Genomic DNA, 12230 nt, shown 5'->3' on the forward strand with positions numbered 1-12230 from the left:
GAGGGTTTTCTGATGAGAAAACTAACTGGACGTGTCAAAAGACACATTGTAGCAGGTCGCTTTTGTATTATAGGTCTTCGATATGGAGTAGGCATATTTTGTTGGGATTAAATAGGAGGATGAAGTAGTGAAAAAACTAAGTAACAAAAATAAACAGCACATTGTAGCAGGTCGCTTTTGTATTATAGGTCTTCGATATGGAGTAGGTATATTTTGTTGGGATTAAAAGGAGGGTTAAGTAATGAAAAAACTAAGTAATAAACATAAAAAACACATTGTGGCAGGTCAATTTTGTGCTGTTTCACCACTCGGTATTTATGGAATGCTCACAGGTATTGGGTTCTTCTGCTGGAGTTAACGTAATCTAAAAATCTCTGGCAGGGTTCATTCCTTGTCAGAGACTTTTTAATATAATGAACGGAGAGAAACTATGAATCGTGTGATTTTAAGTCTTAAAAATATTGATAAAACATATGGGAAAGAACAGGTTTTACATAATATTTCCTTTGATATTGAGCAAGGGGAAATATGTGGTCTTATCGGTGAAAATGGTGCAGGAAAGACAACCTTAATGAGAATTCTTCTAGGACTAATTCAAGCTGATAAGGGAGAAATTGAGAGTGTTTCGCAGCATAAGATTGGTAGTATTATCGAATCACCTGCCCTCTATCCAAACTTGACTGGACGTCAACACCTGCAATATTATAAAACAAGATTTGGTTTAAAGACAGATATCACAAAAATGTTGGAATTGGTTCACTTGCCGGAACCGTCATGGGATCGAAAAGTAAAAAACTATTCCCTTGGAATGAAGCAAAGACTATCGATAGCAATTGCGCTTTTGGATAATCCAGAGCTTATTATCTTAGATGAACCAGTGAATGGTTTAGATCCTCAAGGGATTTCAGATTTAAGAAAAATGATTTTGAATTTACGGGATCAGTTAGGAGTTACTTTTTTAATCTCGAGCCATATTCTGTCAGAATTGGAATTTATAACAGATAAGTATATCATCATGAAAAAAGGAAAGATTCTAAATGTGATGAGTTCAAAAGAGCTAGCAAATGATTTGTCAGAAAAGCTCTTCCTTAAGACGAGTAATAATCAGATTCTAAAAACGTTTTTAAAAGAAGAGGGCATTGTTCATTTTGAGCAGGATGACTATCTGGTTGTGCCAGAAAAGGAAAAATTAATGGCTATCTTGGAATATAGTGTCGTGTCAAATCTAGTGATACAGGATATTTATATTAAGAAAGAACGCTTTGAGGACTACTATTTGCATAATATTATCTGATGATTTAAGAAAGGAGGAGAGTCATGAATTCTCTTAAAGCAGATATGTATAAATTTTACTGGGAAAAAAGAGGAGTACTTCCTAGTTTGTTGATAGGATTATTGATTTTGTTATTCTCCTTATTTTTTAAGTCATCGAATGAAGATGAACCAGCATTTCGAGTATTGATTTCAAATGTGAGTGGTTTTATTCCTTTGCTTTTTATCTCTACTAATTTATTTTTCTGGGGGGAAGATTATAGTTTCCGTACGATTAACATTCTCCTCACAAAAGAAAAACAACGTTGGAAGTTATTTTTATATAAAACTTTGGGAGCCTTTTGTTTGTCTTTCCTATATGTAACTATTTTTTATAGTTTAACAGCCCTCGTCTATTTGGAGGGAGACTTGGTGTTGATTGTTTCGACATTTTTACATCAACTACCATACTATTTGGTTATTATCAGTATCTCATTATTAATTTTTCAAATATTTGATAAGGTTTATGAATCATGTATGATTTATATACTCTATATTTTACTGTTTGATAACCTATTGGTTTATGTCCTTCCAAACTCTGGTGAGAGTGTGAGAGACTATTTATTAATGACTTTAAATTTGAAAACTTCCCCTGGAGTAAGTCAATTTACCCTTACGAATGTAGGCTATCCTATATTGGTAAGTATAGCAGTGATTGTACTTGCGTTTGTTGTATTCAGTAAAAAAGAATTTAAGTAGGAGTACTAATGATGAAAAAAATAGGAATTGTAATTGGGCTGTTGTTACTGTTTGTAGTGGCTGGAATTTTATTAACCTTAAAACGAGGAGAGACGACAATCAGTGTAAAACAATCGTGGGCTCTTTCTTCTAAAAGTATTAAAACGTTAGAGTTTTATGGTTCAAAGCAAGCAATTGATGTTAAAGTTGTCAAGAGTGAATCAGATGAAACAAGTGTTCAAATAGAAGGAAAAGTTTCCGAAGAATCAGTGAATAACATAACTAAAAACGTTAAAATGAGTTCAGATAGTCTATATATTCCATTTTCACAACATGGCTTTAATTTGGCTTTGAGTTCACAAGGGAAAGACAAGTTATATGTAACCATTTCCTTAGGGAAAAATGCAACTTTCGAAAAAATTTTTGTAGATACTCTTGTTGGCGATGTATCTATTACAGTTCCTAAAGATTTTGATGGAATCTATACTTTGCATACAAATAATACAGGAGAAGTTTTAAAGGTTCCTACGACAAATCAAACTTCGAATAGCGTCATTGAAGTTGATGGTTATAGTAAGATAAGTGTTGAAAAAGGAGAAAATAATGGTTAGTCACTATAAACAAGCAACTTTGCTGGATTGTGGAATGGCTTGTGTAAAGACAATCATTTCTTACTATTTCCCAAAATTAGAACATTTAGATAGTCTACAATTTGATAACAATAACCACCAAGGACTGTCTTTGTTTGATATAGAAGATATACTAAAAAGCTATGGTATTGATGCGGATTCTTATCAAATTGAGACTCCTAGTTTGTTAAACAACGTATCATTTCCTTATTTACTAGTAGTAGAAAGAGCTAGCTTGCCTCATTATATCGTCGTGTTGGATGGAGACAGTAGTTCATTGATTGTTTCTGATCCTGCAAATGAGGAAATTGAGAAAATTTCAAGATTAGAACTTTTTAGTCAGAGTGTAGGAATTGTTTTAATTCCTCAAAAGAATGAGAATGTTAATTCAGAAGATAGAAAAGATATTGTTACGATAAGCTATGCAGATAAGTTATATCATAGATTTCTAGCTTCACTTGGTTGGAAGAGAAAATTGGCAATCTTTTTCTTGGGATTAGCTAAAATTAGTTTACCTATTGCTATTGCTTTTTTACTACAAATAACAATGTCTGGTCTACTTAACATTCAGTTTAGTATTCAACTATTTACCCTAGCTTCAATAATATTAGCTTCATATTTGTATTGGCAGTTCTCTATATTAGAAACGAGATTAAAAGGAAAGATTGAGAATAATTTTTTAAATGATATTCTGTCCTCTTTTTATAAGAACCAATTAAATGATTTTTCTTTAACTAAAAATTATGAGTATGTGAGTAGTTATTTTTGGAATTTATTGTTATCAGCAACAGGTATTATGCAAAAATTTTACTTAAAGGTACAGCTTTTAGTGTTTTGTTTGCTACTGTTATTGCTATTAAAATTGAATATTATTATTTTCGCAGTTACATGCGTATCTATAGCTATTCTTGGTTTATATGTCAATTTTGAAATACGAAAAGTTGTAAAAAATCAGCGAGAATTTATTGCTAATAGTTCTAACTTTAGTTCTCTGGTAGAAAATACAATTTATGGTTTGCAAGATATTATAAGTTTCCAAAAATCTAGCGACTTCATCAAAGAATTTGATGAAAGACTCAATGAACTATTGGGAACGAAACTAGATAGTACACATATTACCAATAGATTATTAGCTTCTACGCAGATATTTATTGGTTTAACTGGTTCATTTTTGCTTGCTACTGTAAATATTATTAGAGATTACGCACATATATCGGAGTATACAAATAGTATTTTGATTTTATTACTGTTATCCAGCATTTTAAATTCTTTAATTACATCTTGGGTAGCATTGAAAAAAAGTCAATATTCCTTTGAGTTTATTGGACTAGAGGAAGTAGGGATGGAAAGTAATCTTGCTACCATTCCAGTATCTAAAATTGAACAATTGTCATGCCGGAATTTATGTAAAAAATGGGATGAAAGATTGGTGTTTACTAAATTAAATTTTGAGTTCAATAGTGGTGAATTAACCGTTATTACAGGCGGGAATGGAACTGGGAAATCATCTCTTTTGAATATTATTCAGGGATTATCTTCTCCAACAGAGGGTGATATTGTACTGAATGGAATGGAAAGTTTTTCTACTTTAGAGGAGACTAATATTTTAGATTATTTAAGCGTGTATTCATCTGAATTTCATGTATTCCCTGGAAGTGTTTCAAAAAATATTAATTTCACTCTATTTAATAAGGAAAACTATGAATCAAATAATCTTGATAGTCTGAATCTCAATATAGCTCTAAGTCATCAGATTGATGGGAAAGCCACCAATATTTCGCAAGGTCAGAAACAAAAAATTCTACTCATGAGGAGTTTATCGCAAGAAAAGGACATCTATCTATTTGATGAGCCTACAGGAAATTTGGACAGAAACTCAACTGAATTATTTCTAAATGAGGTTGAGAAATTAGTGAACGAGGAAAAGATTGTTATTGTCGTGACTCATGATAAGGATGTTATTGCTAGAGCAGGTAAAGTTATTAATATGGACGAATTTCATTAAAAGTTAATAAATGGAGATTGGTGGTTTCTAATCTTAATTTTACATATAACTAGTTTGCATAATATTTGGAATAACGAACTTCATAGCAACGTTATCATACTACTGAACTCTAGAAATACAACCCATCCTAAGACAAGATTTTAAAGCATTAGCACAAGAAAAGTGAAGCAGGTCAAGTGACTTGCTTTTTTGACATAGAAAAAATCCTGCCATGGAAGACAGGATTGAAGTTTAAAGAAAGGCCAAGATACGGAGATAATCTCCAATCAGTGCCACTTCAGCTACAAAGAAGAGGAGGATAATGACTCCGTTCACAAGGACAGACAAGAATAATTGATAGAAGGAGTCGGTTTCACTTGCTTGACTTGGTCTTGTAATGATATGGAGACTGGCAAGCAGAATGATTCCAATGCTAATCACACACAAGAGAGCCGTAAATCGCAGGCTGTCAAAGAAGGCAAAGAAACTAGCAATAGCAGTGAGGAAGATTGGAATTGCTAAGAGTTGACTATATTGTTGGAGAACTTTTTCTAGGGTCCAGTCCTTTTCTTGGTAGATAAATCGTCTCACGACGAAACTACCCAAGAGGAATGAAAAGAAGAAGAGTGCTGTTGCTACTAGGATAGAGATAATTGAAAAGAGATTTAATGAAGCAAATTGTTCAGGGAAGTGATTATGCATAGTTGCTATATTTCCATAGTAAGCATGTTTGATGTGGTAGATACTAAAGAAAAAGGAAGATGCAGAAAACAGAATGAGCAAAAGAAAGGCTGTGTAACTGTGTGTGCTACTTGTTTCAAGACTGCTTGTAGGAGATTTGATTGCTTCCACTAGCCAAGACCAAAAATCAAGCACTTGTTCTTTCCATTTATCCGTAGATTTTGGAGCTTGGTCGGGGATATAAGGACTTTCTAAGGATTGACTGATAAGAAGTGGCTCTTTCAAGATTGTTTTTTGCTGAGGAAGTGCTTCTTGACTCTCTTCAGCTTTAGTGACTTTTTCTGTTTCCCCAGAAAGATCTTGCTCTTCTTCAGTAGAATCTAATGCTTTCTTTTCTTCTATTTCTGTTCTTGATTCACTGTCTTCAGGCGTTTCAATTTTCTCTTCTTGCTGGTTTTCAAGTTCGACTTCAGCTTGACAGACTTCCTCCTCTACTTGAGTATTTTTTTCAATTGGTGTATCGAGATCGGCTATCGTTTCTTCAGCCTTGTCTGCAACATCTTGGGCCTGTTCATCAGGCTTGTTCTTGCTTGTTGTTTTTACAAAATCATTACTTTCAAACCATTCTTGTTTCATGGTAGAACCTCCTTTTTAGTTAGATAAATATGCTTCCATAGTAGCAGATGTAAGCGCTTTTGTCAACGATTTCTAGAAGAAGACTCGTGTTCCTCTGCTTTGAGTAGATAGATATCCTGTTCTGCCCTTGCGATGAGTTGATCTTTTGCATCTGCTTTTTCTGTTTTATAAGGATTGCTTAATCGTTCATTTTTGTTTTCTTTGTTTTTAAACGAACGCCTTCCTTCTCTTAAAAAATGAAGAATAGAGCCATGTTTTGTTGAAAGATCTAAGTTGACTCTTTGTTTTTCTTCTTCGGAAAGTAGCAGTTGTAGGTCTGTTTTCGCTACCAATTCCACCTTACCATGTACTTGGATATTTTCAGCGTGGATGTGATGTTTTGTTGACTCTAGCTGACTATCTGTAAGGTCTGTATCAAAGATATTGATAATATTTTGTGTTGTGAGTTTACTGTTTTTGATACGACTTCCTTCAATTCGGAGGAGATAGCCATTATTGGTATTGATGGTCGCATTTTCAAGACTAGCATTAGTGATACTGGTTTGTCTGCGATTGGCTGAGATGTTGATTCCTTTTAGGATTCTTCCTTTTGGTAATTGGAGAATAACTTCATCAAAACGACTAGAGTAGCTGCTTGCGATATGGAGAATCCCGCCAATTCCAGAAGAGAGAAACGGACTTTCAGACAGTTTCTTATCAGTGAGGCTTAGAGTTTTGTTGTTTTGATTTGTGACAAGATCATGGTTAGCAGAAATAGATGGATGATAAGAAATGTGGATTTGATCATCGAAAGAGTCTGTGATGGTCAGTGCGTGTTGGTGGAGCGTAATCTCTAGGTTTTCGACTTCCTTGCCAAAGGTCAGCTCTTCCATCCGACTATCATAGACAGGCTCCTTGGACATGGCAAGTAGGCTCTTGATCCCGTCAGATTGGATACCTACAAAGAGCAGGATAAATCCGATAATAGTAGTCACCACACCAAAAATGAGAAATCCTTTTGTCCATTTACGCATGCTGGTCACCTCTCTTTCCTTTTTTGAGAACAAATTGCACCAGGCGAACAATGAGTAGACCGAAGAAGCGAGCTACATAGGAAATACCTAATAAAACCAGCGAAGAAGCACCGATAGCTAGTAAACCAGAACCGAAAATCAAGATAAAGGCTGATTTAGCTTGGTCTAGGACAGTAAAACTTTCAACTAAAAATAGGAATCCGCCGATGATACCAAGTATGGAAACCGCAAAGAAAGCCAAGATGACAGTCAAGGCTGCCACAAGGATTGCGAACAGGGACACGAGGATGGCGATTCCCAGAGGAATACCGATGGGTGCCGCAAGGAGAGCTAACAAGGCGATATGCAAAATTTGTCGGTTATTCTTTTGAGCGGGTGCTTCATTGATTTTTTTATCGAGAAGATTGGAGAGAACTTCGTGGGCCGCTTCTTTGGGAGTTCCCAAGCTAGCGATGAGTTCTTCTTCTCCTTCGACTCCAGCATCGTCAAAGAGTTCCCTGAAATAGTCCATGGCTTCAATTTGGTCAGCCTGAGGCAGTTTTTTGAGATAGAGTTCTAGCTGAGTCAGGTATTCAGTTCTTGTCATGGCGGATACTCCCTTCTATGATGCCATTAATGGTGTCTGTATAGAGTGCCCATTCATCTTTCAGGGTCACGAGCTGTTCTATACCACCATTTGTCAAGGAGTAGTATTTGCGCATGCGACCTTGGAACTCTCTAGAATAGGTTGTCAGAAAGCTATTGCCTTCCAATTTTTTGAGAATGGGATAGAGCGTAGATTCTTTGATGTTAGCGATAAGCTTAATGGTCTGGCTAATCTCATAACCATAAGAATCATCCTGCTCCAGTACGGCCAAGATGAGAAATTCAATCAAGGCAGAGGATGTTGGAAAGTACATGGGAAACCTCCTTTTCTAATGTGTAAGATTTTTATATATAATTTTTCTACACATACATTGTACATCTAAATGAAAGCCCTGTCAAGAGAAATGTGTAAAATTTTTATATATAAAAAACTTCTAGCCAAAACTAGAAGTTTAAAGGATTTTATCAGCTCTGTCCACTGTAAAGAGGGCCACAGTCATCAGGATATCGACGAGTAAGAGGGCAGCTACAGCTGGCACCCAAGAGTGGAAAAGGTCAAAACTGTAACCAAAGAGGGTTGGCCCAAAGGCTGCTAGGATATAGCCTCCTGTTTGAGATAAACCAGACAATTGGGCAGTCTTTTCAGGGGCGCTTGTCTTGAGTGAAAAGTTGACCATGAGATAGGGGAAGAGGGCGCTGGTTGCGGTTCCGATGAGGAGATGGATGGCAAGCCAGTAAAAGAAATTACCGATTGGGAAAAAGAGCATGGAAATGCCGACCACACCAGCTAGTGAAACCAGAGCGAGCATGAGCTGACGGTTGCGAGTAGACAAGCTGGTTGTCAGGCTTGGGATGGTCATTGAAAAAGGAATGCTAATCAGAGAGAAGATAGAAGTCAGCAAGCCAGCTTCGTGACTGGATAGGCCTGCATGGATAGCCATGGTAGGTAGCCAGGTCATAGCTGTGTAAAAGAGCAAGGATTGAAAACCTGCAAAGACAATAACTGCCCAGACCTGTTTATTACGCATGACCTTTGCTTTGCTTTTTTGTTTGGTTTGTGGAGCCAGTCTGTGATTATAGCGGTGATTAGGTAGCCAGACCAAAAAAGTTGCAAGGCAGAGCAGGGTGAGGAGGATGATAAGTCCTTTCCAAGAACTGGCTTGTGTAATAGGCACAGCCAGATAGGAGGCCAGAGCCGTTGCAATCCCCATAGAGGTTACATATAAGGTGGTCAGAAAACCAATCTTCTTTGGTTGATTGGCTTGGATAAGACTAGGAAGCAGCACATTGATGACTGCGATACTTGCCCCCACCATCAAGGTTCCTAGATAGAGCAGGGGCAGATTGATTAGTCGAATGAGAGAACCGATAGTCAAGAAGAAGAGGCTGTAGGTGAAGAGATGCTCCAAGCCGATTTTTTGAGCCAGTCGGGTAGAAAATAGTGAGAAGAGGGTAAACATGAGGAGGGGAAGGCTGGTCAAGACACCAAGCGAACTAACTTCTACTCCCAGTCCTTGAGAAATATCTCCCAAAATAATGGGTAAAACAGTAAAAGGAGTCCGCAAGGAAACACCAATCAGGATAATACCTGGAACAAAAAAGAGTGATTGCTTTTTCATATAATACCTCTTCTAGCTGATTTTAATAACAGCTTATTTTAAGGTTTTTTCCTTATAATGTCAAGTAAGGTTTTGGGCTTTCAAGATAAAAATGGGAAAGTCTTGAAAATTATGATAAAATAGTGGAAGGAAATCTATACATTGGAGAAAAACTGTGTCTGAAAAGCAAAAAATCAGCGTATTGATGTCGGTCTATATCAAGGAAAATCCGACATTTTTAAAGGATGCTATTGAGAGTGTTCAAAATCAGACCCTGAAACCGAGCGAGTTGGTTCTGGTTGAGGATGGGCCTTTGACACCTGAGCTCTATCAGGTATTAGACCAGCTTGAAGCTGAGTCTGATATTCCAGTGAAACGCTATCCTCTTGAGCAGAATCAAGGTTTGGGTCTGGCTCTTCGACAGGGTGTTTTGCAGTGTCAGTACGATATCATCGCTCGTATGGATACAGATGATATAGCTGTTCCAGACCGTTTTGAGAAACAGGTTCAGCTAATGGAGAAGGACAAGCTCGACCTATTAGGTGGACATATTGCAGAGTTTATTGACAATCCTGATGAGATCGTTTCTTACCGTCGTGTTCCAACCCAGCATGCAGATATTGTAGCTTATCAAAGGATGAGAAGTGCCTTTAACCACATGACTGTCATGTTCAAGAAGGACATGGTTCTCAAGGCAGGCAACTATGAGGATGGCCTTTATATGGAGGATGACCTCCTCTGGCTCAATATGATTGCTGCAGGAGCTAAGACTGGAAATCTGGATCAAATCTTGTGTAAGGTTCGTGTTGGAGCAGGAATGTTTGAGCGTCGTGGGGGACTGCGTTACCTCAAACTCTATCGTCAAGCTCGTCAGCGCATGCTGAAGAGAGGGCAAATTTCTTACATGGAGTATGCCAAGAGTGTTGCCATTCAGATGATTGTTGCCCTTTGTCCCGGATTTGTCCGACAGTTTATTTTTATGAAACTGTTACGAAAAAGCAAGTAAAAGATTGTAGCAAATCATAAACTTTAGAAAAAGTGTTATAATAACAATATAATGCTCTTCGAAAATCAAATTCAAACCGCGTCAACGTCGCCTTGCCGTATGTGTAGGATACTGACTACGTCAGTTCCATCTACAACCTCAAAACAGTGTTTTGAGCAACCTGCGGCTAGTTTCCTAGTTTCCTAGTTTGCTCTTTGATTTTCATTGAGTATAATCATCCAGCTCTTTTAAGGAGGAGTAAATTTCTATGAATAAAAAACTCACAGATTATGTGATTGATCTGGTGGAAATTTTAAATAAACAACAAAAACAGGTTTTCTGGGGAATATTTGATATTTTGAGTATGGTGGTTTCCATCATTGTATCTTATATTTTATTCTACGGATTGATTAATCCAGCACCTGTTGACTACATTATCTATACGAGTTTGGCCTTCCTGTTCTATCAATTGATGATTGGATTTTGGGGGCTGAACGCTAGTATTAGTCGTTACAGCAAGATTACGGATTTCATGAAAATCTTTTTTGGTGTGACTGCTAGCAGTATCTTGTCATATAGTATCTGCTATGCCTTCTTGCCACTTTTTTCAATCCGTTTCATCATTCTCTTTATCTTGTTGAGTACTTTCTTGATTTTATTGCCACGGATTACTTGGCAGTTAATCTACTCTAAACGCAAAAAGGGAAGTGGTGATGGAGAACACCGTCGAACCTTCTTGATTGGTGCCGGTGATGGTGGAGCTCTCTTTATGGATAGTTACCAACATCCAACTAGTGAATTAGAACTTGTCGGTATTTTGGACAAGGATTCTAAGAAAAAAGGCCAAAAACTTGGTGGAATCCCTGTTTTGGGTTCATATGATGATCTGCCTGAATTAGCCAAACGCCATCAAATCGAGCGTGTTATCGTTGCGATTCCGTCGCTTGACCCGTCAGAATATGAACGTATCTTGCAGATGTGTAATAAGCTGGGTGTCAAGTGTTACAAGATGCCTAAGGTTGAAACGGTTGTTCAAGGACTTCACCAAGCAGGTACTGGCTTCCAAAAAATTGATATTACAGACCTTTTGGGACGTCAGGAAATTCGTCTTGACGAATCGCGTCTGGGCGCAGAACTGACAGGTAAGACAATCTTAGTCACAGGTGCTGGTGGCTCAATCGGTTCTGAAATCTGTCGCCAAGTTAGTCGTTTCAATCCTGAACGCATCGTCTTGCTCGGTCATGGGGAAAATTCAATCTACCTTGTTTATCATGAATTGATTCGCAAGTTCCAAGGGATTGATTATGTACCAGTTATTGCCGATATTCAAGACTATGACCGTTTGTTGCAAGTCTTTGAGCAGTACAAGCCAGCTATTGTTTATCATGCGGCAGCCCACAAGCACGTTCCTATGATGGAGCGCAATCCAAAAGAAGCCTTCAAAAACAATATTCGTGGAACTTACAATGTTGCTAAGGCTGTTGATGAAGCTAAAGTACCTAAGATGGTTATGATTTCGACAGATAAGGCGGTTAATCCACCAAATGTTATGGGAGCAACCAAGCGAGTGGCTGAGTTGATTGTCACTGGCTTTAACCAACGTAGCCAATCGACTTACTGTGCGGTTCGTTTTGGGAATGTTCTTGGTAGTCGAGGTAGTGTGATTCCTGTCTTTGAACGTCAGATTGCTGAAGGCGGTCCTGTAACGGTGACAGACTTCCGCATGACCCGTTACTTTATGACTATTCCAGAAGCTAGCCGTTTGGTTATCCATGCTGGTGCTTATGCCAAGGATGGGGAAGTCTTTATCCTTGATATGGGCAAACCAGTCAAGATTTATGACTTGGCCAAGAAAATGGTCCTTCTAAGTGGACACACCGAAAGTGAAATTCCAATCGTTGAAGTTGGAATCCGCCCAGGTGAAAAACTTTACGAAGAACTCTTGGTATCAACCGAACTTGTTGATAACCAAGTTATGGATAAGATTTTCGTTGGTAAGGTCAATGTTATGCCTTTAGAAGCCATCGATCAAAAGATTGAAGAGTTCCGCACTCTCAGTGGAGATGAGTTGAAGCAAGCTATTATCGCCTTTGCCAATCAAACAACCCACGTTGAATAAAAAAGAAAAAC

At 37.6% G+C, this 12230-nt stretch carries 11 protein-coding genes; 6 read left to right on the forward strand and 5 right to left on the reverse strand.

The window, feature by feature from the left end; genetic code table 11:
* The first annotated feature begins 430 nt into the window (after nucleotides 1-430).
* Genes B7700_RS05905 through B7700_RS05920 form a run of 4 tightly spaced genes read left to right on the forward strand, consistent with a single transcriptional unit; the run spans nucleotide 431 to nucleotide 4623 of the window.
* On the forward strand, nucleotides 431-1294 hold the full coding sequence (locus B7700_RS05905; RefSeq protein ID WP_020902118.1) for an ATP-binding cassette domain-containing protein: 864 nt from the start codon (nucleotides 431-433) through the stop codon (nucleotides 1292-1294).
* 23 nt (nucleotides 1295-1317) lie between these two features.
* Complete coding sequence (locus B7700_RS05910) at nucleotides 1318-2010, forward strand: hypothetical protein (RefSeq protein ID WP_020902117.1); 693 nt, start codon at nucleotides 1318-1320, stop codon at nucleotides 2008-2010.
* An 8-nt stretch (nucleotides 2011-2018) separates the two neighbouring features.
* A complete protein-coding gene (locus tag B7700_RS05915) occupies nucleotides 2019-2600 on the forward strand; it encodes a hypothetical protein (protein ID WP_020902116.1) in 582 nt (193 codons plus the stop codon).
* On the forward strand, nucleotides 2593-4623 hold the full coding sequence (locus B7700_RS05920) for an ATP-binding cassette domain-containing protein (protein ID WP_084887745.1): 2031 nt from the start codon (nucleotides 2593-2595) through the stop codon (nucleotides 4621-4623). Before B7700_RS05915 ends, B7700_RS05920 begins: the two co-directional genes overlap by 8 nt.
* Nucleotides 4624-4854: 231 nt before the next feature.
* Here the strand turns inward: B7700_RS05920 and B7700_RS05925 are convergent, their stop codons facing one another.
* The 5 genes from B7700_RS05925 to B7700_RS05945 all read right to left on the reverse strand — a co-directional run bounded on the left by B7700_RS05925 (nucleotide 4855) and on the right by B7700_RS05945 (nucleotide 9136).
* Nucleotides 4855-5919, reverse strand: a complete 1065-nt coding sequence (locus B7700_RS05925) for a DUF6574 domain-containing protein (protein WP_084887747.1) — start codon at nucleotides 5917-5919, stop codon at nucleotides 4855-4857.
* Between the two features lie 62 nt (nucleotides 5920-5981).
* The gene (locus tag B7700_RS05930; RefSeq protein ID WP_084887749.1) at nucleotides 5982-6932 is read right to left on the reverse strand and encodes a DUF4097 family beta strand repeat-containing protein; all 951 of its coding nucleotides are present in this window, start codon (nucleotides 6930-6932) and stop codon (nucleotides 5982-5984) included.
* Nucleotides 6925-7518: a DUF1700 domain-containing protein gene (locus B7700_RS05935; protein WP_084887752.1), complete on the reverse strand. Its 594-nt coding sequence runs from the start codon at nucleotides 7516-7518 to the stop codon at nucleotides 6925-6927. Before B7700_RS05935 ends, B7700_RS05930 begins: the two co-directional genes overlap by 8 nt.
* Nucleotides 7505-7831 (reverse strand): PadR family transcriptional regulator, encoded by a 327-nt coding sequence (locus B7700_RS05940; RefSeq protein ID WP_000273858.1) that lies wholly within the window; start codon nucleotides 7829-7831, stop codon nucleotides 7505-7507. The genes B7700_RS05935 and B7700_RS05940 overlap by 14 nt, the downstream gene beginning before the upstream one ends.
* Nucleotides 7832-7969: 138 nt before the next feature.
* Nucleotides 7970-9136 (reverse strand): CynX/NimT family MFS transporter, encoded by a 1167-nt coding sequence (locus B7700_RS05945; RefSeq protein ID WP_049543180.1) that lies wholly within the window; start codon nucleotides 9134-9136, stop codon nucleotides 7970-7972.
* 154 nt (nucleotides 9137-9290) lie between these two features.
* Here B7700_RS05945 and B7700_RS05950 point away from each other — a divergent pair, with 154 nt between their 5' ends.
* Together B7700_RS05950 and B7700_RS05960 are read left to right on the forward strand one after the other, a co-directional pair.
* Nucleotides 9291-10121, forward strand: a complete 831-nt coding sequence (locus B7700_RS05950; protein WP_084887754.1) for a glycosyltransferase — start codon at nucleotides 9291-9293, stop codon at nucleotides 10119-10121.
* 247 nt (nucleotides 10122-10368) lie between these two features.
* A complete protein-coding gene (locus B7700_RS05960) occupies nucleotides 10369-12219 on the forward strand; it encodes a polysaccharide biosynthesis protein (protein ID WP_001035713.1) in 1851 nt (616 codons plus the stop codon).
* Nucleotides 12220-12230 lie beyond the last annotated feature (11 nt).

It is taken from the genome of Streptococcus mitis (assembly GCF_002096755.1).
GTDB lineage: Bacteria > Bacillota > Bacilli > Lactobacillales > Streptococcaceae > Streptococcus > Streptococcus mitis_AC.

Bases quoted from the DNA above. Each gene is read 5' to 3' on its own strand.
- B7700_RS05930 (WP_084887749.1), bottom strand. From the start codon at position 6,932: ATGCGTAAATGGACAAAAGGATTTCTCATTTTTGGTGTGGTGACTACT.
- B7700_RS05910 (WP_020902117.1), top strand. From the start codon at position 1,318: ATGAATTCTCTTAAAGCAGATATGTATAAATTTTACTGGGAAAAAAGA.
- B7700_RS05915 (WP_020902116.1), top strand. From the start codon at position 2,019: ATGATGAAAAAAATAGGAATTGTAATTGGGCTGTTGTTACTGTTTGTA.
- B7700_RS05920 (WP_084887745.1), top strand. From the start codon at position 2,593: ATGGTTAGTCACTATAAACAAGCAACTTTGCTGGATTGTGGAATGGCT.
- B7700_RS05940 (WP_000273858.1), bottom strand. From the start codon at position 7,831: ATGTACTTTCCAACATCCTCTGCCTTGATTGAATTTCTCATCTTGGCC.
- B7700_RS05905 (WP_020902118.1), top strand. From the start codon at position 431: ATGAATCGTGTGATTTTAAGTCTTAAAAATATTGATAAAACATATGGG.
- B7700_RS05960 (WP_001035713.1), top strand. From the start codon at position 10,369: ATGAATAAAAAACTCACAGATTATGTGATTGATCTGGTGGAAATTTTA.
- B7700_RS05945 (WP_049543180.1), bottom strand. From the start codon at position 9,136: ATGAAAAAGCAATCACTCTTTTTTGTTCCAGGTATTATCCTGATTGGT.
- B7700_RS05925 (WP_084887747.1), bottom strand. From the start codon at position 5,919: ATGAAACAAGAATGGTTTGAAAGTAATGATTTTGTAAAAACAACAAGC.
- B7700_RS05935 (WP_084887752.1), bottom strand. From the start codon at position 7,518: ATGACAAGAACTGAATACCTGACTCAGCTAGAACTCTATCTCAAAAAA.